This window comes from Alistipes sp. i18-0019-D1 (assembly GCF_042852885.1).
Classification (GTDB): Bacteria; Bacteroidota; Bacteroidia; order Bacteroidales; family Rikenellaceae; genus Alistipes.
Genome location: NZ_AP031424.1, coordinates 1,746,057 through 1,769,550 on the forward strand (window position 1 = coordinate 1,746,057; position 23,494 = coordinate 1,769,550).

Annotated in this window: 15 protein-coding genes; 6 read left to right on the top strand and 9 right to left on the bottom strand. The window is 59.6% G+C overall.

The genetic code is table 11. The features are described 5' to 3' along the window. Positions 1-43 precede the first annotated feature (43 nt). The 5 genes from ACGHP5_RS07270 to ACGHP5_RS07290 all read right to left on the bottom strand — a co-directional run bounded on the left by ACGHP5_RS07270 (position 44) and on the right by ACGHP5_RS07290 (position 10,366). Positions 44-4,135, bottom strand: coding sequence for a two-component regulator propeller domain-containing protein (locus ACGHP5_RS07270; protein ID WP_390568269.1), 4,092 nt, complete (start codon positions 4,133-4,135; stop codon positions 44-46). Between the two features lie 366 nt (positions 4,136-4,501). Further along, on the bottom strand, positions 4,502-6,535 hold the full coding sequence (locus tag ACGHP5_RS07275) for a M13 family metallopeptidase (protein ID WP_390568270.1): 2,034 nt from the start codon (positions 6,533-6,535) through the stop codon (positions 4,502-4,504). Positions 6,536-6,614: 79 nt separating this feature from the next. After that, positions 6,615-7,877 carry a phosphoglycerate kinase gene (locus tag ACGHP5_RS07280; protein ID WP_015546876.1) on the bottom strand — a complete coding sequence of 421 codons (1,263 nt, stop codon included), beginning with the start codon at positions 7,875-7,877 and terminating at the stop codon, positions 6,615-6,617. Positions 7,878-8,035: 158 nt separating this feature from the next. Further along, positions 8,036-9,358 carry an ABC transporter permease gene (locus ACGHP5_RS07285; RefSeq protein WP_390568271.1) on the bottom strand — a complete coding sequence of 441 codons (1,323 nt, stop codon included), beginning with the start codon at positions 9,356-9,358 and terminating at the stop codon, positions 8,036-8,038. Positions 9,359-9,445: 87 nt separating this feature from the next. Continuing rightward, positions 9,446-10,366 (bottom strand): ABC transporter ATP-binding protein, encoded by a 921-nt coding sequence (locus tag ACGHP5_RS07290; protein ID WP_118406367.1) that lies wholly within the window; start codon positions 10,364-10,366, stop codon positions 9,446-9,448. Between the two features lie 590 nt (positions 10,367-10,956). Here ACGHP5_RS07290 and ACGHP5_RS07295 point away from each other — a divergent pair. Together ACGHP5_RS07295 and ACGHP5_RS07300 are read left to right on the top strand one after the other, a co-directional pair. Further along, positions 10,957-11,871: a glycerophosphodiester phosphodiesterase family protein gene (locus ACGHP5_RS07295; protein WP_015546873.1), complete on the top strand. Its 915-nt coding sequence runs from the start codon at positions 10,957-10,959 to the stop codon at positions 11,869-11,871. 9 nt (positions 11,872-11,880) lie between these two features. Further along, positions 11,881-13,251, top strand: coding sequence for an MFS transporter (locus ACGHP5_RS07300; RefSeq protein WP_390568272.1), 1,371 nt, complete (start codon positions 11,881-11,883; stop codon positions 13,249-13,251). A 121-nt stretch (positions 13,252-13,372) separates the two neighbouring features. Here the strand turns inward: ACGHP5_RS07300 and ACGHP5_RS07305 are convergent, their stop codons facing one another. Then, positions 13,373-13,777: a hypothetical protein gene (locus ACGHP5_RS07305; protein ID WP_295903725.1), complete on the bottom strand. Its 405-nt coding sequence runs from the start codon at positions 13,775-13,777 to the stop codon at positions 13,373-13,375. 112 nt (positions 13,778-13,889) lie between these two features. On the opposite strand from ACGHP5_RS07305, the gene ACGHP5_RS07310 reads away from it, so the two are divergent. From ACGHP5_RS07310 to ACGHP5_RS07320, 3 genes are all read left to right on the top strand, one after another. Next, the gene (locus tag ACGHP5_RS07310) at positions 13,890-16,337 is read left to right on the top strand and encodes an ATP-binding protein (protein ID WP_337771280.1); all 2,448 of its coding nucleotides are present in this window, start codon (positions 13,890-13,892) and stop codon (positions 16,335-16,337) included. Positions 16,338-16,342: 5 nt separating this feature from the next. After that, on the top strand, positions 16,343-17,710 hold the full coding sequence (locus ACGHP5_RS07315; protein ID WP_337771281.1) for a sigma-54 dependent transcriptional regulator: 1,368 nt from the start codon (positions 16,343-16,345) through the stop codon (positions 17,708-17,710). 262 nt (positions 17,711-17,972) lie between these two features. Further along, positions 17,973-18,251, top strand: a complete 279-nt coding sequence (locus ACGHP5_RS07320; RefSeq protein ID WP_337658199.1) for a hypothetical protein — start codon at positions 17,973-17,975, stop codon at positions 18,249-18,251. Positions 18,252-18,373: 122 nt separating this feature from the next. On the opposite strand, the gene ACGHP5_RS07325 is transcribed toward ACGHP5_RS07320, so the two are convergent. The 3 genes from ACGHP5_RS07325 to ACGHP5_RS07335 form a co-directional block, all read right to left on the bottom strand. Continuing rightward, entirely contained in the window at positions 18,374-19,885 is a 1,512-nt protein-coding gene (locus tag ACGHP5_RS07325) for a BACON domain-containing protein (protein WP_337755686.1), read from the bottom strand. 117 nt (positions 19,886-20,002) lie between these two features. After that, positions 20,003-21,013, bottom strand: a complete 1,011-nt coding sequence (locus ACGHP5_RS07330; RefSeq protein WP_290532233.1) for a GNAT family N-acetyltransferase — start codon at positions 21,011-21,013, stop codon at positions 20,003-20,005. A gap of 21 nt (positions 21,014-21,034) precedes the next feature. Beyond that, on the bottom strand, positions 21,035-21,868 hold the full coding sequence (locus tag ACGHP5_RS07335) for an acyltransferase (RefSeq protein ID WP_337771341.1): 834 nt from the start codon (positions 21,866-21,868) through the stop codon (positions 21,035-21,037). Positions 21,869-22,281: 413 nt separating this feature from the next. Between ACGHP5_RS07335 and ACGHP5_RS07340 the strand changes: the two genes are divergently transcribed. Further along, entirely contained in the window at positions 22,282-23,487 is a 1,206-nt protein-coding gene (locus tag ACGHP5_RS07340) for a tyrosine-type recombinase/integrase (RefSeq protein WP_390568273.1), read from the top strand. Positions 23,488-23,494: the final 7 nt, after the last annotated feature.

Genomic DNA, 23,494 nt, shown 5'->3' on the forward strand with positions numbered 1-23,494 from the left:
CATGGTCGGTTCGGTCCGGCCGGTTCCGTTCGTGCGGTACGCGTCAGGATTTCTTCTTAAATTCGGATGGGGTCAGTTCGAAATGCCGTTTGAAACAGATGCTGAAATATTTGGGATTGGCGAATCCCGTCAGGACCGAGATCTCGGAGATGGTCAGGTCCGACTCCCGGAGCAGCTGGGCCGACCGTTTCAGCCGGACGTCCATGATGAACTCCTTGATCGACATGCCCGTGATGTCGTTGATCTTTTGGTAGAGGAGCGTGCGCCCGATCGACATGTCCGACACGAACGAATCCACGTTGTAGTCGCTGTTGTCCATGTTCCGTTCGATATAGTTCATCGCCTTTTTCAGCAGCTCCTCGTCCATCGACGAAATGGTGATCTTCGACGGTTCGGCGATGTATTTCTTGCTGTAACGCTCCTTGAGTTCCTGCTGGTTCCGGATGAGATTGGCAACCTGTTTGAGCAGGAAATCCATGTCGAAGGGCTTGTCGATGAACACGTTGGCACCGCATTCCAGCGCCTTGATCTTGTTTTCGGTGTTTTTGCCCAGGGCCGAAAGCATGATCACCGGGATATGGCTGGTCTTGATGTTCGAGCGCAGTGAGCGGCATACCTCGAAGCCGTCGGCCTCGGGCATCATCAGGTCGGTGATGACGATCTGGGGGCAGATTCTCTCTGCCTTGGCGATGCCTTCGCTGCCGTTTGCCGCGGTGTATACGTTGTAGTGCTTCGACAGCCGCTGTTCGAGGTAGCTCCGCAGGTTGGGGTCGTCCTCGATGACCACGATGTTGCACGCCTTGCGGTCGTGCCGGTCGTTGGGGGCCATGACGTCGGATTCGGTCAGCAGGTTGTCGATCTCGGAGACCGTGTATTCGTACGATTCGGCGGCGCTGTCGGTCTTTTCGGCATTGAGGGTGAAGGGCAGGACCACCGTGAACGCGACTTTCGAGTTGCCCGAACGGAGGGTGATGCTTCCGTTGAGGTTGCCGACCAGTTCCTTGACGATGGCCAGCCCCAGCCCGCTGCTGCTCTCGAATTGGGGACGGCGGTCGGAGAGGTGGTTGAACGATTCGAAGATGGCCTCCTTCTTGTCGTCGGGGATTTCCGCCCCGGTGTTGGTGACCGTGAAGGCAATGTATTCGGTGCCGGCGGCCGGCCGAGCGGACTCCGGGCGCTGGTCCTGCCGCGCCGGGTAGATTCTTACGCCGACGTAGCCGTTTTCCGAGGTGTACTTGATCGCGTTGGAGAAGAGGTTCGTGAAGATTTTTTCGATCACGTCGTGGTCGAACTTGGTGTAGAAGCTTTCATACTGGGAGTTGAAGCCGGTCTCGATCCCTTTCTTGTTGGCGTAGAACTCGAACAGCGAGAAGATGCTGTCGATGAAGCGGATCAGGTCGCCCGGCTGGCGGTTCAGGGTGATCTTCTGGCTCTCGATCTCGCGGAATTGCAGCAGCTGGCTGATCATGCGCTGGATGCGTCCCACGTTCTTCTCGATCAGGTGCACGTAGGCATTGCCCGGCGCATCGGCGGGCAGGTGTTCCTTGAGCTGTTTCAGCGGGTCGACGACCAGTGTGAGCGGCGTCTTGAGGTCGTGGGAGATATTCGTGAAGAAGTTGATCCGGGCCTGGGTCAGCTGCTTCATGTTTTGTTCCTTGATCCGCTCCAGTTCGAGCCGCTGTTCGAAAATCTTCTTGTTGGTGAAATACCGCCAGATGAAGTAGGCCACCGCCGAGAGCAGCGCCGCATAAACGAGGTAGGCCCAGCGGGAGAAAAAGGGCGAGGGATGCACCCTGAAGCCGAGCGCCGAAACCTCGTCGCCCCACAGGCCGTCGTTGTTGGCGGCCTTGACCTCGAAGACGTAGTTTCCGGCGGGCAGGTTGAAGAACTGCACCGCCTTCTGCCCCTGCGGCAGCAGGGACCATCTTTCGGAGTGCCCCAGCAGGCGGTAGGCATACTGGTTCTTCCCGGCGTTCAGGTAGCTGTTCGCCGAGAAGCGGATTTCGAAATTCGACTGCCGGTGCGACAGTTCGATCACGTCGCCCTCGCCCCCGCGGTAGGAGAGCGTGGAAATGGCTTTCTCCAGAGGCGAGTTTTTGGCGCCGGGCACGGCCGGCCGGCTGTTGATCAGCAGGTCCGTAAAATAGACTTTCGGCTTCTGGCCGTTGTATTTGATCTTTCCCGGGGCGAAGAAGATGAAGCCGTCCGTCCCTCCGAACAGCATTTCGCCTTTCGAGGTCTTGTAGCACGCCCGCACATAGTAGGCCCCGCAGCGGTTCGGGATGTCGATCTGCGATTTGCGGATCGTCCCGTCAGCGTGGTCGTAATAGTAAAGTCCGTCGTTGGTGCTGAACCAGACATCTTTCGAGGGGGTGTCTTCGAGGATGCCGAAGACCGTTTTGCCTGCCAGCCCTTCGCCGTTCCGGTCCCTGAAATTGACGTAGCTGCCGTTGCGGCGCAGCAGGTTGACCCCGCCGCCGCGGGTTCCGAACCAGATGTCGGAGTCGGAGGTGACGCAGTAGGAACAGAGGTTGTTGACCGAATAGGGGGCCTCCCCGATGTAATGGCGCTTCAGAATCCGCCGTGTGTCGGGATCGACGACGTATGCGCCGTCGTGCCCGACGAGCCACAGGTCGCCCCGCTCGTCGTGGAACAGCGTTTCGATATGGATGCGGACGGTATTTCCCTGTTCGTCTGTCAGCCGGACCGCCTCCACGCGCCCCGTCCTCGCGTCCTTGTACATCAGCTCGGCGTCCGGGTCGGTCAGCCAGACGCCCCGGTCGCCCTCCTTGGCGAAATCATAGACGCTCAATGGCTGTCCCGAGACGGGATGGTTCATGTGCAGGTCGGAAAAACGCCCCTGCCGCTCGTCGAAGACCCGCATTCCGCCGTTGAACGCCGAGACCAGCAGCCGGTTGTGCTCGTCGTGCCACAGCTTTTTGATCATGTTCGACGTCAGGCCGCAACGGCTCTCCTGCGTGTAATAGACGAACCGGCCGTTGCGGCGGTCCCAGCAGTTAATTCCCCCCCCCTCCGTTCCGATCCAGAGATTGCCCTCCGTGTCTTCTTCGAAGCAGCTGACTATCGGGTGGTTGAGACCTCCCGGAGTGGCTTTGAAATAGTCCACGCCGTTGTCCGCGAAGGTCATGTAGGCCAGTTTGCCGCCGTATGTGCCGACCCATACCCCGCCGTCGGGATCGGGGAAGATCGACCACACCGAATTGTTGGGCAGGGAGTAGGGATAGTGGAGGTCGAAACGCAGCAGCTGCGTACTGGCGGTGAGCGGATCCAGCAACAGCAGCCCCGATTGTGTCGCTACCCAGATGATGCCCTGCGAATCGAGGTAAAGTTCCTTGGCGCCGGCCGATTTCTCGTATTCGAGCGGCAGCCGGAAATATCGCCCGATCCGGCCGTTGCCGTCGCATTCGTAGAGTCCGTCCATGAGCGTGAGGACGTATACCGACCCGTTGTACTCCACCACGTCGCGGATCACGCAGTTGTCGCCGCCGACGGACGTGAAGGGAGCGTACTGTCCGGTCTCCCGGTTCAGGCGGTAGAGATCGCCGCCCGACGCGGCGTAAACGTACTCCTTCGTGCACACCAGCGTCAGCGTCCGTCCGGGTGCGGACATCTCCGGAGGCATCGGATAGCGGGTCACGGCCGGCAGCCGGCCGGGGCTGAACGATTCGATGCCGTTGTTGCGGATCAGCCATACCGTCCCGTCGTCGTTCGCCGTGACCGAGCCGATATTGCCCTCCAGGACGAATTCGAAATCCAACTTCCGGTAGTCGAAGCGCAGCAGTCCGTGGTTGGTTCCTACGTACAGGCCCTTCCGTTTGTCCGTGATCACTTGTCCGTAGGACCAGTAGGAACTCGGCGAGAGGCTCGTGACCAGGTCGGTCATCCGCACGAACGATGTGCCGTTGTACATGAACAGGGCGTCGTAGCCGCTGAACCACATACGTCCGACGCTGTCCTTGGCGATGCTGTGGATGCCTCCGTAATAAGAGGTCTCGGGCATGGCGTGGAAGCGGTAGTCCGGGATGTTCAGGGCATGGAGCGCCGGGGAAATCAGCATCGCGGTGAAAAACAGCGCCGCAAACGGAAATTTCGTATGTGTCTTATGTCGGGTCATCGTTCCTTCTTTAGCACAAAGATAGCAGAAAATGCGAAAATAGATGCATCGGCGGGCGGTTTTTCGGCTCTCCTCCACCGGGCCGCGCTGAAAGGCGGTCTGTGCCGTAAGGGAATGAAAAAGACGGCCGGGAAAACTCCCAGCCGTCTTTTTTAATGAATGGAGCGCGCCGAACCGGAGCGTAATTCCGGGGGCCGTTTACCGTCCCTAACCCCGGTTGTTTAAGCCGGCGGGCGCAAAGTTGAGTCGGAATTCCGATGACCCGGCATCGCCCACAGAACCCACCTTTTAGGTGGGCGGGCGCAGAGTTGAGTCGGAATTCCGATGACCCGGCATCGCTACCCTAAAGCCGGCGTCTTACGCCGGTTACCAGATGATTACGCGATCCTGTTCGGGCAGGAACATCGGCCCGTCGGTGATCGAGAAGGCGTCGTAGAAATCCTGCAGGTTGCGCAGCGTGGCGTTCACGCGCCATTTGCCCAGCGAGTGCACGTCGAGTTTGGTGAGACGGGCGATCTCCTCGTCGCGGATGTTCTGCGCCCACAGCGTGGCATAACCCAGGTAGAAACGCTGTTCGGGGGTGAATCCGTCGATCGGGGCCGGGGTCTCCTTGCCTGCGAGCGAATTGCGATAGGCCGTGTGCGACACGCGCAGGCCGCCCTGATCGGCGATGTTCTCGCCCAGGCAGAGCGCGCCGTTGGCGAAGATCGCCGGCTGGCCCTCCTTGGCAGGCAGAACCTCGATGGCGTCGAACTGTTTCACCAGCACGTCCGTCTTCGCCTTGAAGGCGGCGGCGTCCTCGTCGGTCCACCAGTTGTTCATGTTGCCGTCCTTGTCGAAATTGCGGCCCTGGTCGTCGAACCCGTGGGTCATCTCGTGGCCGATCACCACGCCGATCGCGCCGTAGTTCACCGCGTCGTCGGCGTCGGGGTTGTAGAACGGCGGCTGGAGAATGGCAGCCGGGAAGCAGATTTCGTTGGTCGTGGGGTTGTAGTAGGCGTTCACCGTCTGGGGCGACATGTGCCACTCGTCCTTGTCCACGGGCTTGCCCAGTTTCGAAATGTTGTCGGACGTATACCAGGCGTTGGCCTCGACGATATTGTCCCAGTAACTCTTCGCCGGGTCGATTTCGAGCGTCGTGTAGTCCTTCCACTTGTCGGGGTAGCCGATCTTCACGGTGAAGGCCGCGAGTTTCTCCTGCGCCTTGGCCTTCGTGGCGTCGGACATCCACTCGAGGGCGGCGATGTGCTGACCGAGGGCCGTCTGGAGGTTCTTCACCATGTCGAGCATCCGGGCCTTGTCCTTCTCGGGGAAGTACCTGGCCACGTACATCTCGCCGACGGCTTCCGAAAGGGTTCCGTTGGGAACCGACATGGCGCGCTTCCAGCGGGGTTTCTGCTCCTGCTTGCCCGACATCACGCGGCCGAAGAAGTCGAACGACGCGTTGATGAAGTCGTCGCTCAGGTAGCTGGCGGCAGCGCCGATGTACTGTGCGGCGAGGTAGTAGCGAATGTCTTCCAGCGGGGCGTTTTTCATCAGGTCGTTGGCGTTGGCCAGGGCCGAGGGGGTCGTCACGATGATCTGCTCGAAATCACCGATGCCCATTACCTTATAGTATTCGGCCCAGTCGATGGCGTCGTAAGTCTTCTCGAAATCGGCCTTCTTCGTGGGGTTGTACATGGCGGGGATGTTGCGCAGTTCGACGCTCGACCAGTTTTTCTCGGCCAGCTTCGTTTCGATCGACAGCACGCCCGCAACGGCTTTGTCGATGTCGGCCTCGGGAACGCCCGACAACCGGAAGATTTTGCCCAGATACTCCTTATAGGCGGTGCGGATCGACTCGTTCTCGGGATCGAGGTAATAGTCGCGGTCGCCCATGATCAGGTCGGGCTGCGAGGCGTAGAGCGCGTTGATGTCGCTGTTCATCAGGTCGGACTGCACGCCCACGCCGAAGAACGGATTGGCGATCGAGGTGTGGAGCCTGGCCACCATGGCGGTCAGCTGCGAGCGGTCGCCGATGGCGAGAATTTCGTCGACGGCGCCCTTGATCGGAGCGGCGCCCTCGGCGTTCAGGCGCACCGAGTCGAGCCCCATCTTGTAGAGGTCCGAAATCTTCTGCTCGACGCTTCCCGGCTCGGCTTTCTGCTGCGTCATGCCGGAGAACAGCTCGTTGATGCGCTTCTCGTTGTTGTCGCGCAGGATGTCGAACGAGCCGTAGCGCGCATATTCGGGCTTCAGGGGGTTGTTCTTCTGCCAGCCGCCCGTGGCGTACTCGTAGAAATCGGCGTTGGGGGCTACCGACAGATCGAAGTTCGCCATGTCGAGGGCCGGGGTCTTGGGGGTATTCTGACAGGCTGTCATGCAAGCCATTGTTGTTGCGAAAAGAATGATTTTTTTCATGTCGTTCGGGGTTTGATAAAACGGGGACTTCCGTGAAAACCGGAAATCCCCGCCGTTGTAATTGTTACGGTATGCCCGGTTAGTCGCGGATGGCCGCAACGCCCGGCAGGTCGCCGAATTCGATGTATTCGAGCAGCGCGCCGCCGCCCGTCGAGATGTACGACACCTGGTCGGCCAGGCCGAACTTGTTGATGCAGGCTACCGAGTCGCCGCCGCCGATGAGCGAGTAGGCGCCGTTCTTCGTAGCCTCGGCGATGGCCTGGGCCACCTCCTTGGAGCCGGTTGCGAACTTGTCGATCTCGAACACGCCCACGGGGCCGTTCCAGAGAATGGTCTTGCAGCCCAGGATGTGCTCGCGGAAGACCTTTTTGCCCTCCGAGCCGATGTCCAGACCCTCCCATCCGTCGGGAATGTCGTTGGCCGGCGCCTCCTTGGTGTTGGCGTCTGCCGAGAATGCGTCGGCGATCAGCGCGTCGGGCGACATGACCAGCTGCACGCCCTTCTTCTTGGCCAGCTCGAGGATCTCGAGCGCTACGGGGAACATGTCGGGTTCGCAGATCGAGCCGCCGACCTTACCGCCCTGCGCAGCCGCGAAGGTGTAGGTCATGCCGCCGCCGATGATGATCGAATCGACCTTCTCGATCAGCGCCTTGATCACGCCGATCTTCGACGAAACCTTCGATCCGCCCACGATGGCGCAGAACGGATGGGCCGGGGCCTCCATCAGCGAGGAGATGGCCTTCACCTCTTTCTCCATCAGGTAGCCGAACATCTTGTCGTTGGGGAACTGTTTGGCGATCAGGTAGGTCGAAGCGTGCTTGCGGTGGGCCGTGCCGAACGCGTCGTTGATATAGCAGTCGGCCAGCGAAGCGAGTTTCTTGACGAACTCCTTCTGCGGACCCTCTTTCAGGGCCTTCTTGGCGGCGTCCTTCTCCTCCTTCGAGGCGTCTTCGGCCAGGCCGCGGGGCTTGCCCTCCTCCTCGGCGTAGAAACGCAGGTTTTCCAGCAGCATAACCTGTCCGGGCTTGAGGTTTTTGGCCATTTCGGCGGCCTTCTCACCGATGCAGTCGCCGGCGAACTCGACCTTCGTGCCGAGGTTTTTCTCGACGGCGGGAACGATCTGCTCGAGCGAGTATTTGGGATCGGGATTCTTCTTGGGACGTCCCATGTGCGACATCAGGATCACCGAGCCGCCCTCGGCGAGCACCTTCTTGATGGTGGGGATGGCGGCGCGGATGCGCGTGTCGTCCGTCACTTCGCCCTTCTCGTTGAGGGGCACGTTGAAATCCACGCGGATGATCGCGCGCTTGCCTTTGAAATCGTAGTTGTCGATCGAGATCATAGCTCTTTGATTTTTAAGTATTTTGTTGAAATGATTTTCGGTAAGTCCTAATTCGGGACAAATTTATGAAAATATTTTAAGAATCTGTTATTTTGATAACAGAAAAACAGGTGCCAATTTTTAATTCTTAATTTTTCATTTTTAATTGACGCCCGGCGTCAGTACTTGTACCGTATCCACTTGAACAGCTCCTTGAGCGACGGTTTCTTGCCGTACATGAAGATGCCCACGCGGTAGATCTTCGCCGCGAACCACACCATGCCCACGAACGAGGCGTAGAGCACCACGAGCGAGAGAGCGACCTCCCACAGCGGAATGTCGTAGGGGATGCGTGCCATCATAACGATCGGCGAGGTGAACGGAATGATCGAGAACCAGAAGGCCAGTTGCGAGTTGGGGTCCTTGATGACGACGAACATCATCAACAGCGCGAGGATGATCGGCAGCGTGATGGGCATTTGCAGCTGCGAGGCGTCCTGCACGTTGTCCACGGCCGAACCCACGGCGGCGAACATCGCCGAGTAGAGCAGGTAGCCGCCGAAGACGAACAGCAGCAGACTGACGAAGATCTTGACGATATAGCCCAGGTCGGTCATGGCGGCCACGGCTTGCAGCATCTCGGGGTTCATGCCGGACATCGAAGCCGCGTCGGGCATGCCCTGCTGCATGGCCTGGGCGCTCGCCATCACGTCTTCGGGCATCAGATGGGGCATCACCAAAGCTCCGACGCCGGCGATCAGCACGCCCCAGAGCAGCACCTGTACGATAGCCACCGAGGCCACGCCGAGGATTTTGCCCATCATCAGGTCGAAGGGGCGCACCGACGAGACCATCACCTCCAGCACGCGGTTGTTCTTCTCCTCGATCACCGACTGCATGACCATCGAGCCGTAGATCAGCAGGAACATGTAGAGGATGAATCCCAGGACGTAACCCACGCCCGTGGCCACGGCCGACGACTGCGCCTGCGTGTCCTCCTCCTGCGACTTGTCGTTGCGGAAGGTCTGCATGTTGACCGAGGTCTTCACCTCGTCGAGGATCTGCGAGAGGTTTTCGATGTTGTAGGCCTTGAGTTTCTCGGCTTCGAGGATGCGCTCGATCTGCCCCGTGATGTTGCTTTCGAGGGAGAGCGACGACGACGAGTTGGCGTAGAGCCGGACGTTGTTCGGGTTTTTCAGGATGCCGCCGCCGATGTAGAGCACGCCGAATTTGTCGGTCAGCTGCTTGCGGGCCTCCTCGGTCGGGAGTTCCGTGGTCTCGAAACGGATCTCCTCGTCGTTTTCGAGTTTCGGGGCCACCAGCCCGCTGTCGTCGATGACGGCGATGACCTTCTCGTCGCCCCGCGAGAACTGCATGATGAGCGCCGGGGCGGCCATCAGCCCGATCATCAGCACGGGCATCAGCAAGGTGGTGATGATGAAGGATTTTTTACGTACGCGCTCGTTGAACTCGCGCTGGATGATGATGGATATGTTGGACATGACAGGATGTGATTAAGTCGTTTGTCGTTGGTTTTCGAAACTCCTCCCCTCTTCAACGGGGGATTGTCGTCTGGCCGGAACGGCTTTTCATAACGAGCCGTTCACGGCTCTGATGAAAATGTCGTTCATCGAGGGGATGATCTCGCGGAACGAACGCAGTTCGACGGCGTCGTTGACCGCGCTGATGACCCCGCGCACGTCGGCGTCGCTCTCGACGTGGAGCTTGAGCGTCCGGTAGACCGACTCCTCCTGCGTGCCGTCGAGGATTTCGCAACGGCCCGCGACGGCCTGCCGCAGGGTCTGCTCCTCGCCGCGGTAGGCCACTTCGAAGATGTTGGAGCCGTGGCGGCGGCGGATTTCGTCGACCTCGCCCGAGAGGATGTTGCGCGATTTGTTGATCAGCGTGATGTGGTCGCAGATCTCCTCCACCGAAGACATGTTGTGCGTCGAGAAGATGATCGTCGCGCCCTTGTCGCGCAGCGCCAGGATTTCGTCTTTCAGCAGATTGGCGTTGATCGGGTCGAAGCCCGAGAACGGCTCGTCGAAGATCAGCAGCTCGGGTTCGTGCAGGATCGTGACGATGAACTGCACCTTCTGGGCCATGCCTTTCGAAAGTTCCTCCACCTTCTTGTCCCACCACTCCTGGATGCCGAACCGGACGAACCACTGCTTCAGCCGCACGACGGCTTCGCGGCGCGAAAGGCCCTTGAGACGGGCGAAGAAGACGGCCTGTTCGCCGACCTTCATCTTCTTGTAGAGACCCCGTTCCTCGGGCAGATAGCCGATGCGGTAGATGTCGTCGGGAGCGATCTCCCGGTCGCCGAACAGCACGCGGCCCGCGTCGGGCGCCGTGATGCGGTTGATGATGCGGATCAGGGTCGTCTTGCCGGCTCCGTTGGGTCCGAGCAGTCCGTAGACCGAACCTTTGGGGATGGCGAGCGATACGTCGTCGAGCGCCGTGTGCGAAGCGTAGCGTTTGGTGACGTGTTCTACTGTGAGTAAATCCATAGTCGCTGATGTTTTGTTTTTGGATCGTTACGGCGACAAATATAGGAACAAATTTTGAATATCAAAAAATATTTATCGTTTTTCGATAAAATTTTTCGGATGTCTCTTTGCCGGGCGTTCGTATGGCGGGCGGGACCCCATGCAGGGGTTATGATCCGGTTCGCAGGACGACGGGGCGGACGGGGCTTTCGGATCGGCCGGAGAGGCGTCGGGCGGGTTTCGGAGATGACGAATTTCATCCCGGGGAGCTGCCGGGAGGCGGAAATTTCCGGTGTCGGAGTGCGGGCGGTTTCGGTTTTGGCCGGGGGGGGTGTTCTTCGGGTTTCGCCGGTTTGGTTTGTTCGGTCGGTTTTGCCCGTTAATCGGGGACCTTGCCTGTATATAGTACGAAAAAAGACCCCGGCATACGTAACGGACGTTGCGATTTTTTATCCGGGAGTGTTGCATTTGCGCGAAAATTCGTTACATTTGTACGGGCCTTCGGACGATTTCGGTTTTCGTTCGCGGAGATAGGGCCGGGTGGGTGTTCCGCATGGTTTTGCGGAGCGCTGTTTTATGTACCTTATTTAACCCAATTTAAATTTCTAAAAATGAAAAAACTGCTGATCCTTTTCGCCTGCCTTCCCCTGCTCGGGGCCTGCACGCAAACCGAACCGGTTTCCGGAAACCGCGCTGCGGCGATCGTCGCCGAAATCCACAACCCCCGCTCCAAAAACGTCGTCGTGGCTTCGCACCGGGGCGACTGGCGCAACTACCCCGAGAACTCGATCGCCGCCATCGAATCGGTGATCGGCATGGGCGTGGACATCATGGAGCTGGACCTGAAACTCACGAAGGACAGTGTGCTGGTGCTTTGCCACGACCGGACGATCGACCGCACGACTTCGGGCAAGGGCCGCGTCTGCGACATCACCTACGACTCGATCCGGCGGTGCGTGCTGAAGACGGGCCACGGCGTGAAGACGACGCACCGTATGCCGACGCTCCGCGAGGCGCTGGAGGTGTGCAAGGACCGGATCGTGGTCAATGTCGACCAGGGTTACGAGTACTACGACCTGGTGCTGGCCGTCACGGAGGAGCTGGGCGTCACGGATCAGATTCTGATCAAGGGCAAGCGCAGCACGGATGCCGTGGCCGCGAAGTTCGCCGAGCATCCGCGCAACATGATGTACATGCCGATCATCGACATCCTCAAGCCGCAGGGCAGGGCGCTTTTCGCCGAGTATCAGGAAAAGGGCATCGCGCCGCTTGCCTACGAGGTTTGCTGGAACAAATACACCCCCGAGGTGAAGGAGTGCATGGACAAGGTCGTGGCGGGCGGCTCGAAACTGTGGGTCAACTCGCTCTGGGCCTCGCTCTGCGGCGGGCTGGACGACGATGCGGCCTTCGGCGGCGACCCGGCGGAAGTCTACGGGAAGCTGGTCGACATGGGGGCCACGATGATCCAGACGGACCGTCCCGAACTGCTGATATCCTACCTCCGCTCGCGCGGGCTGCATAATTAAGGAGCTGCAATGAACCGCATTTCCCGCTTCTACCGCATCAGCGCCCCCGCTCCCGCCCGGGAGATGGACGAGGCCGCCCGCGACAAATACTACCGCCGCCTGCGCATGCAGGCCTTCATCGCCGCCACGCTCGGTTACAGCCTCTACTACGTCTGCCGGACGAGCCTCAACGTGATGAAGAAACCGATTCTCGACAGCGGCTCGCTGGACGCCTCGCAGCTGGGCGTTATCGGCTCGGCGCTGCTGTTCGCCTATGCCATCGGCAAATTCGTCAACGGATTCATCGCCGACTACTGCAACATCAAACGCTTCATGGCCACCGGCCTGATCGTCTCTGCGGCGGCCAACATGCTGATGGGCGTGCTGGGGCTGATGCACTCGGTCATCCCCACGGCCGTGATCTTCATCGCGTTCGCCGTGATGTGGGGGCTGAACGGCTGGTCGCAGTCGATGGGCGCCGCCCCGGCGATCATCTCGCTCTCGCGCTGGTATCCGCTCAAAGAACGGGGAACCTATTACGGTTTCTTCTCGGCGAGCCACAACCTCGGGGAGTTCTTCTCGTTCCTGTTCGTGGGTTCGATCGTGACCTTTGCGGGCTGGCAGGCGGGGTTCTTCGGGTCGGCCGTGGCCGGGGCCATCGGTGTGGTCGTGATCCTGCTGATGCTGCACGACACCCCGGAATCGAAGGGACTGCCTCCGGTGGAGGCGCTGGCGCATGAGAAACCGGCGGCTTCGGCCGACAAGTCGGTGAAGGAGATTCAGAAACAGGTGCTGCGCACCCCTGCGGTGTGGATTCTTGCCGCGGCGAGCGCCTTCATGTACATCTCGCGCTATGCGATCAACGGCTGGGGCGTGCTGTTTCTGCAGGAGGCGAAGGGATTCTCGGACGTCGAGGCGATCTCGGTGGTCTCGATCAACGCGCTGCTGGGCATTCTCGGCACGGTGCTTTCGGGGTGGTTTTCGGACAAGCTGTTCAAGGGCGACCGGAAGATTCCGGCGTTGATTTTCGGCGTGCTGAACGCCGCGGCGCTGGCGCTGTTCTTCTACGGGGGCGACGCCATGTGGGTCAATGTGCTGTCGATGGTGCTGTTCGGCATCGCCATCGGTGTGCTGATCTGCTTCCTGGGGGGCCTGATGGCCGTGGACATCGTGCCTCGGAAGGCCACGGGCGCGGCGCTGGGCGTCGTGGGGATGACCTCCTACATCGCTGCGGGGATTCAGGACGTGGCGAGCGGCTGGCTGATCGACTCCAACATCACCGTTGCCGCCGACGGGGTGAAACACTATGATTTCGGTCCCGTGGCGATCTTCTGGCTTTCGGCGGCGGTAATCTCGTTCCTGCTGCCGCTGCTGAACCGCGGCAAGGTCAAGGAGTTTTAGAAAACCCGGGCCAGAATCGGAAAAAACGTTGCAGACAAAGACCCTGCAACGTTTTTTCGTTTGTCGGAGGCGGGTCCGTTTACCGGTCGGGCGTATTTTCGCCGTGCTTTCGCCGGGAGCCTTACGGACGCTCCGGCAGGGATTCTATTCCCTGCTCCGCGGGACGGACGGTGACGATGCTGTCGACGATGAACTTCGTGAAGCCCCGCCAGGGCAGCGCCCCGAAATACTCCTTGTAATGCAGTTCGAGCGTCTTTCCCCCTTGCAGCATCAGTTCGCGCGCCAGCGCTTCGTTCTCGACCGAGAACTCGAACTCGTAGGACTGGATCGACCCGGCGGCTTTCGAGCGGATGCCGGTCTGGATCAATTTCCCTTCGTAGGTCTTGAAAAGCACGCCCTTGTAAACGACGTAGTTCAGTTCGCCGCTCTTGACGCCCTCGCCGAAGACGAAGAAGAACCGGAAATAGACAGCCGCCGCCAGCACGGCGGCAATCGTTATCGTAATCAGTACCCAATGCTTTCTCATGGTTTTCATGCGCCGGATTTGTCCGTGCTCTCGTCGCAAAGATAAGCATTAAATCGTACCGCCGTGTATTTTCCGCACGCGGGTTTCCGGGCTTTTTCGTATATTTGGGCCTGTGAAGGAGTCGAAATTCGTCAAAACGAAGATCGTGGCGGGCTATCTCCTGCTGATCGCGGTCTGTATCCTCTCGGTGGGCTACGTCTACCGGGTGGCGGTCCGTTTTTCGGCTCCCGACAGCAGCTACGCCCTGCTGCACACCAAGCGCAGCGCCGTCAACCGGACCCTCTACCACCTCTATCAGGCCGAGAGCTACGGGCAGCTGATGATCGCCGGATATGCCTCTTACGAGGCGCGTTACAGGCGCGAACTGCGTACCGTGCGGGCCTCGATCGACTCGCTCCGGGCACTGACCGCCGGCGGGGATTCGTTGCAGACGATGCGTCTGGACAGCATCACGCGGCTGATCGCCGACAAGGAGCGCCGCACGGTGAGCCTGCGCCGTTCGATCCGCGCCGGGGCCACGGCAGGCCTGCTGGACAAGAACATCCGCAGTCTGATCGGTCCCCGGGAGGCCGTCATGGCCGATACGATTCCGTTCCGCAGCATTGTACGGCAGGACACGACGGCCGTGCCGCGTGCCAAACGCCGCTTTTTCCAGCGGCTGGGCGATCTGTTCAGTCCGCCGGAGGCCGATTCGAGCCTCGTGATCTCGCGCCGCGAGACCATCGCCCCGGTCATTCCCGTCGATGCGGTGAAGGACACCATCGTGCTGGTGTTGCAGGCCTTGCAGGACAGCGTCACGAGCAACCGGCAGGGCATCTACGACCATGCATGGCAGGAGGGACTGCGGTTGAGTTACAGCAACGAACTGGTCAATACGAAGATATACCGTCTGATCATGGACTTCGAGGCCGAGGATACGGCCTACCTGATGCAGCGCATCGAACGCAACGAGGCTTTCCGAAGGCGGTCGTCGCGTATCCTGGGCGGCGTGGCCATCGGAGCCGTGGTGCTGATGCTCCTGTTCGTCGGGATGCTTTGGCGCGACATCAACCGCAGCAACCGCTACCGCCGCGAGCTGGAGCGTGCCAACCGCGACAAGGAGTCCCTGCTGGAGGCGCGCGAGAAGCTGATGCTGGCCATCACGCACGACATCAAGGCCCCGCTGGGATCGGTGATGGGCTATATCGACCTGCTCGCGCGGCTGACGGGCGACAAACGGCAGGAACTCTACCTGCGCAACATGAAAGAGTCGTCGGAACACCTGCTGGCACTGGTCGACAGTCTGCTGGATTTCTACCGGCTGGACATTAACAAGATCGAGGTCACCTGCGTGGCGTTCAGCCCCGCACAACTGTTCGAAACCATCCGTGCGGGGTTTGCCGCCGCGGCCGCCGCAAAGGGCTTGGAACTGCGTCTGGAGGCTGAACCGGCCGCCGCGGGAGAGGTGTCGGGCGATGCGTTTCACATCCGTCAGATCGCCGACAATCTGATTTCCAACGCCTTGAAATTCACCGACGAGGGATCGGTGACGCTCCGCGTGGACGTAGTGCGGGGGCGGCTGGTCTTCTCGGTGCGCGACACGGGCCGCGGCATCGGCCGCGAGGAAAAGGAACGGATTTTCGCCGAGTTCGTGCGTTTAAGCTCGGCGCAGGGCGTCGGCGGTTTCGGGCTGGGGCTGTCGATCGTCGACCGTCTCGTGAAGTTGTTGGACGGCACGATTTCGCTCGAGAGCCGCCTCGGCGAGGGGAGCAGATTCATCGTATCGGTCCCCGTCGGCGAGGCGGCGGGGAGTGCGCCCGCCGAAGCCGGGGAGCCTGTGCCGCAGGCGGGACTGCGTGTTCTGCTGGTCGACGACGATCCCCTGCAACTCGAAATGACTGCCGCGATGTGCCGCCGCGCGGGGGTCGGATGCGAGAGCTGCCAGTATCCCGAGTACGTCGCCAAACTCGTCGGCGAGAGCCGTTTCGACTTGGTGCTGACCGATATACAGATGCCGTCGGCCGACGGGTTCGGCGTGCTGGAGGCGGTGCGCGGGGTCGATCCCGGACTGAAGGTGGTCGCCGTGTCGGCGCGCGGGGATCTGGACGCTGCGGATTTCACCTCCCGCGGTTTCGCGGGATGCCTCCGCAAGCCGTTCACCTACAGCGAGCTGGTGGCGGCGATACGGGCGGCCTGCGGCAGCGGGGAGACCGTTCCGCAGGGCGGGGACCCGGAAATCCCGTCGGCGGACGGGATTGACTTTACGGCCCTGACGGCCTATGCCGGGGACGATCCCGAGGCGGCGCGGAACATCCTGCACTCGTTTGCCGAACAGACGGCGGGGAACTGTACGGGGCTTGAAAGGGCGCTCGGCGAGGGGGATGCTGCGGCGGTGAAGGCGCTGGCGCACAAGATGCTGCCGATTTTCACGATGCTCGGGGCGGCGGAGGTCGCCGAAGCGCTGCGCCGGGCCGAGACGTGCGAAGGGCCGTTGCCGGAAACCCTTTGCGGAGAACTGCGGGCGGCGGTGGAAAAAATCCGCGCGATTGTCGCGGAAGCTGAAAAAACGGTATCTTTGTGAAGCCTATGGAAGAACGGATTCTGATTGTCGACGACGATATTACCTTTGCCCTGATGCTGCGCACGTGGCTCTCGAAACGCGGTTTCGGAGTCGGGACCGCCTCGTCGGTGGCGGCGGCGCGCACGGCCCTTGCGGCGGGCGGCTTCTCGCTCGTGTTGAGCGACATGCGCCTGCCGGACGAGGACGGCATCGCCCTGCTGCAATGGATGGCGGGGGCGGGTGTGGCGGCGCCGGTGATCGTGATGACGAGCTACGCCGAAATCCAGAACGCCGTGCGGTGCATGAAGCTCGGCGCACGGGACTATGTGGCCAAGCCGGTGAATCCCGACGAACTGCTGAAGAAAATCCGCGAGGCGCTGGACGCTCCGGCGGAGGCGGCCCCGGCCGCGAAATCCGCTTCAAAATCTGCGGCGCGTGCCGCCGGGAACCTTTCGGAGCAGCCGCTCAACTACATCGAGGGCCGCAGCGACGCCGCGCGGCAGTTATACGAACACGTCCGGCTGGTGGCCCCGACCAACATGTCGGTGCTGGTGAACGGTGCGAGCGGCACGGGCAAGGAGCATGTGGCGCAGCTGATTCACCGGGAAAGCAAGCGGGCCGGAAAACCCTTCGTGGCGGTCGACTGCGGGGCCATTCCCCGCGATCTGGCGGCCTCGGAGTTTTTCGGGCACGTCAAGGGGGCCTTCACGGGGGCTTTGGCCGACAAGACGGGCGCTTTCGAAGCGGCCGACGGAGGCACGCTGTTTCTCGACGAGGTCGGGAATCTGGGTTACGAGACGCAGGTACAGCTGCTGCGCGCCCTGCAGGAGCGGCGTATCCGTCCCGTGGGCAGCAACCGTGAGATTCCCGTCGACATCCGTCTCGTGGCCGCGACCAACGAGGACCTCGAAGGGGCCATCGCGCGCGGGACGTTCCGCGCCGACCTCTACCACCGCATCAACTCCTTCACGCTGCGGATGCCCTGTCTGCGTCAGATGCGCGGGGATATTCCGCTCTTCGCCGATTTCTTTCTCGATCAGGCCAACCGCGAGCTGGACAAACGGATCGTCGGGTTCGACGCCGCGGCTGCCGCGGCCCTTGCCGCCTATGGCTGGCCGGGTAACCTGCGGCAGCTGAAAAACGCGGTGATGTCGGCGACGTTGCTCGCTGCGGGCGAGTACATCACCTGCCGCGACCTGCCGGGCGAAATTACGGAAGGTCCGGCGGCGGAACCCGCGGCGGTGCCTCTTTCGCTGCGCGATCCCGCTTCCGAGGAGGAGCAGATCCGCCGCGCCCTCGCAATGGCGGGCGGCAACAAGTCGCAGGCCGCCAAACTGCTCGGCATCGACCGCAAGACCCTCTACAACAAACTTCGCCTTTACGGTATCGAATAAGGGGCTTCCCGTCTGTTCCTTTCCCCGTTCCCGGGCTGCTGTTCCACACTCCGGCTGTGGAATTTTTCCACACTTTCTGTTCCGTTTCCACACTTTTCCACACTCTTTTCGATTTTTGGCACAATGCTGTTTGTGTTGAAAATCAGATTATTGTATGTTTTGTGCCGCCGTGGCACTCCGCTTGAACTTCCTAAAGTCGGAACGCGAGTAAGACGACCCGCTAACGAAAGAATGAAGTTCAACCATTTTAAATTTTAAAGCTATGAAAAAGACGATTGTGATGATGGCGGCACTGATGCTGACGGCCGGAGGAATGGTTTATGCCCAGCAGCCCGAAAAGCAGGACACTCCCCGGCAGGAGAATCCCACCACCCCCGAGCAGAAACAGGAGCCTACCGCTCCCGAAGAGAAATCCGACCCCGTGAAGCCGGAACAGGCCCCCGCGGAACCGGAATCGGAACCTGCCGAGCAGAAATCGGAGCCGGTGAAGGCGGAAAAGAACGCAAGCCTCGAAAATCAGTCGGGAGAGGTTGTCCGGTAATCTCCCGTCCGAAATCATTTAGTTAAACGATTGTTTGCCTGGTCCCCTGCTTCGGCGGGGGATTTTTTTGCGCGAAAAAAACGCCACCCGGTTCGGGTGGCGTTTTTTCGGTGCCGGTGCATTTATTGAATCCATTCCACGTTCGCGGCGTCGCGGAAAAGGATGTTCAGCGGCCGGACGAGTCCGTCGGCACCGGCGGCGAAGAGGAAACCCACCTTGTCGAGCGGTACGGAGATAAAGGTCGTCGAGGGGTAGCCGCCGATCATGTCGATTTTGTCGAGCAGCGCCCACACGAAGATTTCGAACGGCATCTGGCCCGGCAGCAGCGTCAGCCCCTCGAACCGGTCGGGGTAACCGGCCGACGAGCTGTCGGCGGGATGGGGCTTGAAGAAGATGTCGTAATCGCTGCCGTACTGCTGTATGATCCGTTCCACATAGGCGGCCTGCTGCTGTTCGCTTGCCGCGGAACTGTGGCTTGTGCCGATAATGATGAGGTTTTTCTTCGGCGACAGGTCGAACAGCCCTTCGAAGTGGGCGTAGTCGAATTTGGCCATGCGGTAGAACTGCTGTTTCGATGCCTCGGGAAGGGCTGTCAACAACTCGTAGGGCTGGACGCTCTCCATCTTCATCTCGGCCAGCCGGTCGGTGATGAACGGGCAGGAGGACTCCATCAGGCTGCGGTTTTGCAGCATCAGGCGGTAGTCGGGGCGCGTCGAGAGGTAGTAGGGCCAGGTGTAGGAGGCGAACTCCTCCGGGGCGCGGGTCTCGGGATAGCGGCCGCCGTGGTCCCAGTCGAGGGCTTCGACTTCGGCGGCGTAGTCGTTCCAGTTCTGCTCGGCCGTGGCGGCATCGCCGAAGTAGTTGTGGAAATTGTTGTAGGTCGCCGTGCCGTCGGAGAGCATCGTCACCTTCACGCGCGCCGAGTCGATACCCTGCGCCACGAACCAGTCGTAGCCCAGGCGGCACCGCAGGTCGTCGACCCAGAGTCCGAAGACCGCCGTGGGGTTCTCGGCGTTGATCTCCAGGATGCGGCGTTTCATCGCCTCGCTCATGGCCCGTAATTCCTCGTTGGTGGCATGGCCCGTGGGGTCGGCGACGGGGTATACGACGGCCCGGGAGGGAAATTCGGCGGCGTCGAAAGTGCTTGCGCGTTCGTAGGAGACGTAGCTCGGTTTGTCGTGCGAAAGCAGGTGCAGGCCCGAATAGAGGGTCGGCATGGTTCCGACCGAAATGTAGAAATAGTAGTCCGGGGCGTCGAATCCCGTGCCGCCCGCGCTTTGCGAGACGGTGAAGGCCGAGGTCTTTCCGTTGCAGGTGAAAAGGAGCAATGCACTGCGGGCAGGACCCGGGTTTTCGGCAAAGGTCACGTCGATCTCGGAATATCCCTCCGGCCCGTCTTCTGCGGAGAGGGTCAGCCAGTCGGGTTTTTGGTCCTGACCGTAGTTTTCCGATGCCAGCGCCACGCTCCAGGGGGCCGGAGCATTGACGGTGATCTTGCCGCTGCGGGCGAGGTGGTCGAGCGACAGAAAATCGGTCCCGCCGTTGATGCTGACCGTCGGAGTTCCGTCGTCCGCACAGGACCAGGCTCCGGCCCCGAGGCCCAGCATCAGAAGGAGGCGAAAGAATCGTTTCATACGAGGCGTTTTTTAGTTGTCCGTATTGATAAATGCGGAAATATGCGGTTTACTGCGCGGCATGCAAAATTCAGGCCGCCCGATCGTCCGGGCGGCCGTAAGGGGAACGGGGCGTTTTCAGGCGTTCCGCTTTTTCTTGATGCGTTCGAAATGTTCGCGCAGGCGTTCGCTGAACTCCTCGCGGCGGTGTTTCAGATTGGCCCGCCATCCCAGCCAGCGGGTGTAGCGCAGGCGTTTTTCGGGATAGATGTCACGGATCGTCACCAGGATGCCCGTCTCCTCCACGCCGCCGAAGTCGGGGTTCGACACCGTGTCGAAAACCCGCATCGTGGGCGAAAGATTCATGTAGGCGTTGATCAGCGGCGGGATATTCTCGTTGAACTCGCGGATCTGCTGGATCAGGATGCGGTAGTTCTCCATGTAGGTCGCGCCGCAGAACAGTTCCTCGTAATAGGGATCGTCCAGATCGAGCCGTATGGGATGGATACCTTCCACCAGCTGGTCGCGGTCGGGGAAATAGCGGCGCAGGAACCAGATCAGCGCATTGCGGGCCACGGCCTTGTAGGTCGTGTACATGGTGACTTTGCCGAAAAGGTATTTGGCCTTGGGATTCAGTACGATCAGCGCGCCCAGTCCGTCCCAGAGGTTGTCCAGTGCGTAGATGCTCTTGGCATTGCCGCGGGCCTGGTAGGCGGGTTGCACGAACGAACGCCCCAGTTCGATGGTCCGGGGCAGGAATTTCCGGCGGAAACGCTCGCTGAAACGGAAATAGTGTTCGGTCGAGAGATGGCGGGGATTGGGCGTGGTGCAGACGATGAAGCGGTAGCCGCCGACGATCTCCTGTGCCGCGGGGTCCCAGACGATCAGCTGGTAGTAGCCGTCGCCCGCGAGGTCTTCCTCGTCGATGTCCACCTCCTGCCCCGTACCGCCGCCGGCGCCGCGGAAGGCCACTTCGCGCAGGCGGCCCACCTCGCGCATCAGCGCGGGACATTCGGCGGCCGAGAAGAGGTAGATCTCATTGCCTGCCTTATGGGTGTCGCGCACCTTGCGGGCGGGCGTCAGTTCTGCGAGCAGCAGTTCCCGGGCGACCGGTTCGATGATGGGTACTGTATTCTCTTTCTGTTGCATGGCAGGGCAAAAATACCAAAATTAGCGGTTTTGATTCGGGTCGGCGAGCCTTTTTTCCAAAAAATACGCTTTTTTACGTACTTCCAGCGCCTGTTCGCGCAGCGATCCGTAACGCTGGAGTTCGGCCACGGGAATCGGGTCGCCGACGACGATGCGGAAATGCCGCCCCTTCTGCGAAAACATTTCGTCGGGCAGCCACAGCATCTCGATGTTGAACTTGATACCCAGCGCCTTGCGGATCCGGTAGACGCGGTAGAAGAACTTCGACAGATGCCCTTCGACGAAGACCGGAACGATCTGACGCTGCGAGGAGTAGGCTTTTTTCAGGAAGCTGATTTTCCACTCGGGGTCGGTCACCTCGCCGCCGATCGAGCGCGAACAAAGACCTGCGGGAAAGGTCAGGATCGGGAGTTCGCCGAAGAACTCCTCGTCGAACTTCCGGGCGTAGGAGGCGCTCTGCGCGCCGTGTTTGTTCACCGGAATCCACAGCGGGCGCAGCGGTTCGAGGTGCATCAGCAGGTCGTTGACCACTACCCGCGCGTCGCCGAAACGGTCGATCAGCTTGTCAGCGAGCATCATGCCGTCCATGCCCCCGAACGGATGGTTCGAGGCGAAGAGGTAGCGGCCCCCGGGAGCGAGCTTGTCGAGTCCTTCGATCGAATAGGTGACCTGCCATTCGCGGAAGGCCGCGCGGATAAACTCCTGCGGAGGCAGCGACCAGTAGTGTTCGAGGATATGGTTGATTTCCGACTCGTGGATCGTGCGGCGCAACCAGTTCACGACCGGACGGGGAATCCAGCGTGCCAACCGCGGGGCTTTCTGCCTGAGTACGGCGCCGATGTCGATTTTGGGCATGGAGTGTTCAGAAAATTATATCCACAAATATACGTTTTTTTTGCTATAAGATGCACCTTGTTGAAAGTTAATCGTCGTTAGAACGCGTTTTGGCGAAGGGTAGGTCTTTCACCTTGTTTCACTTTGTGCCGAATTTTTAACCCTAATTTTAACCCTTGTTGTTTTTGAAGGGCTTTTTTGTAACGTCTTTGCCGGTCTGATTTCTTCCGGTGAATTTCTTGTTAAAATGGTTTGTTGCCGAATCTCGGCTGGATGACGATTGGAGGACGTTGCAAAATTTTTCGAGAATTTTTACTGAAAGAACTCTTTGTCAATCAGCATTTTGAGCCTAAATTAGTCCTTGTGGGAAAAATTTCCTCGATTTTTCTTGGAACCTGCCACTATTAGAGAGTGAAATTGTAAAAAGGATAGTTATGAAAAAAACGATTAGACCTATTCTGCGTGATGACCTTTCGAGGAAAGGTTTGGAAAAACGTATCGACCTGCGTGTATATCTCGACGGCCGCCAAACGAAATTTGCGACTCCCTATTCGGTTTTTCCGGCTTGCTGGGATAAGAAATCCGGACGTGTTGTCGGAAACTGCCCCGAAAAAAGCGTAATTAACAGCTATCTGAACGGGAAAGAAACCGAATACGAGCGCTATCTGTTCCAGTGCGAAATGTTGGGTGAAACCGTGGACCTGGAGCGAATCCGGGAAATACTTACCGGAAAGTCGCGGACGGCTCCGAGTGAAAAGACGAATGCCACCTTCGATGAAATTTTCGATGCCTATGTAGATAAGCTGCGGACGGATAACCGCCGTGAGCGAACGGTTATAGGTATATTGGACCTCAAAAAAGATATGGCGAAATTTTCGAAACGGAGTAAGAAACGGACGATTGACCAGCTCGATATTCTCTTTATTCAGGAGTATAAAAAGTATTTGCGGACGGTCCGCCGGAATGCGGATAATACGATTAATACGAAACTGAACCGCCTGCGCTCGGTGGTGAGATGGGCCGGACGGCTGGGCTATCCGATCGACGATCCGTTCGGAAAAGGCGTAAGATTTTTGAATCGCTCGACGCCCCGGACGATCTTTCTGACGAGGGATGAATACGACGAGTTCCTGCAAAAGGCTTTGGCGGATAGGAACGATTTGGCGATGAGGGTAACGCGTGAGCTGTTTATCTTCAGTTGTGAAACGGGCCTGCGGTTCAGCGATGTATTGGACCTGAAGTGGACACACTTGAAAAAGGATAGTAAAGGTGTGACCTATATCTCTAAGATTCAATGTAAAACGAAAGAGTTGGTTGAAATTCCGTTAATGTCGAAATGGCCGAAGGTCCTGCTTGCCAAGTACCGGAACGAGTCTGTGGACGAGCGTGTTTTTCCTCGCCTTTCGAATGGTTGTGTAAACCGGAAACTGAAAATGTTGGCCGAGAAAGCCGGAATCGGGAAACGCCTCTCGTTCCATGTAGCCCGCCATACCTTTGCCTCCCACTTGGCGAACGCAGGCGTCCCGCTCTATATTGTAGCGAAACTTTTGGGAGATAAAAGCCTCGATATGGTACACCGGGTCTATACGAATACCGAGCGAACGGAACTGACCGAAGCGATGAAAAAATTGAGTGCCTGATAAAAAA

Coding starts and splice junctions, on each gene's coding strand:
- ACGHP5_RS07330 (WP_290532233.1), bottom strand. CDS start 21,013: ATGCAACAGAAAGAGAATACAGTACCCATCATCGAACCGGTCGCCCGG.
- ACGHP5_RS07335 (WP_337771341.1), bottom strand. CDS start 21,868: ATGCCCAAAATCGACATCGGCGCCGTACTCAGGCAGAAAGCCCCGCGG.
- ACGHP5_RS07285 (WP_390568271.1), bottom strand. CDS start 9,358: ATGTCCAACATATCCATCATCATCCAGCGCGAGTTCAACGAGCGCGTA.
- ACGHP5_RS07300 (WP_390568272.1), top strand. CDS start 11,881: ATGAACCGCATTTCCCGCTTCTACCGCATCAGCGCCCCCGCTCCCGCC.
- ACGHP5_RS07320 (WP_337658199.1), top strand. CDS start 17,973: ATGAAAAAGACGATTGTGATGATGGCGGCACTGATGCTGACGGCCGGA.
- ACGHP5_RS07315 (WP_337771281.1), top strand. CDS start 16,343: ATGGAAGAACGGATTCTGATTGTCGACGACGATATTACCTTTGCCCTG.
- ACGHP5_RS07275 (WP_390568270.1), bottom strand. CDS start 6,535: ATGAAAAAAATCATTCTTTTCGCAACAACAATGGCTTGCATGACAGCC.
- ACGHP5_RS07290 (WP_118406367.1), bottom strand. CDS start 10,366: ATGGATTTACTCACAGTAGAACACGTCACCAAACGCTACGCTTCGCAC.
- ACGHP5_RS07295 (WP_015546873.1), top strand. CDS start 10,957: ATGAAAAAACTGCTGATCCTTTTCGCCTGCCTTCCCCTGCTCGGGGCC.
- ACGHP5_RS07270 (WP_390568269.1), bottom strand. CDS start 4,135: ATGACCCGACATAAGACACATACGAAATTTCCGTTTGCGGCGCTGTTT.
- ACGHP5_RS07325 (WP_337755686.1), bottom strand. CDS start 19,885: ATGAAACGATTCTTTCGCCTCCTTCTGATGCTGGGCCTCGGGGCCGGA.
- ACGHP5_RS07280 (WP_015546876.1), bottom strand. CDS start 7,877: ATGATCTCGATCGACAACTACGATTTCAAAGGCAAGCGCGCGATCATC.
- ACGHP5_RS07305 (WP_295903725.1), bottom strand. CDS start 13,777: ATGAGAAAGCATTGGGTACTGATTACGATAACGATTGCCGCCGTGCTG.
- ACGHP5_RS07340 (WP_390568273.1), top strand. CDS start 22,282: ATGAAAAAAACGATTAGACCTATTCTGCGTGATGACCTTTCGAGGAAA.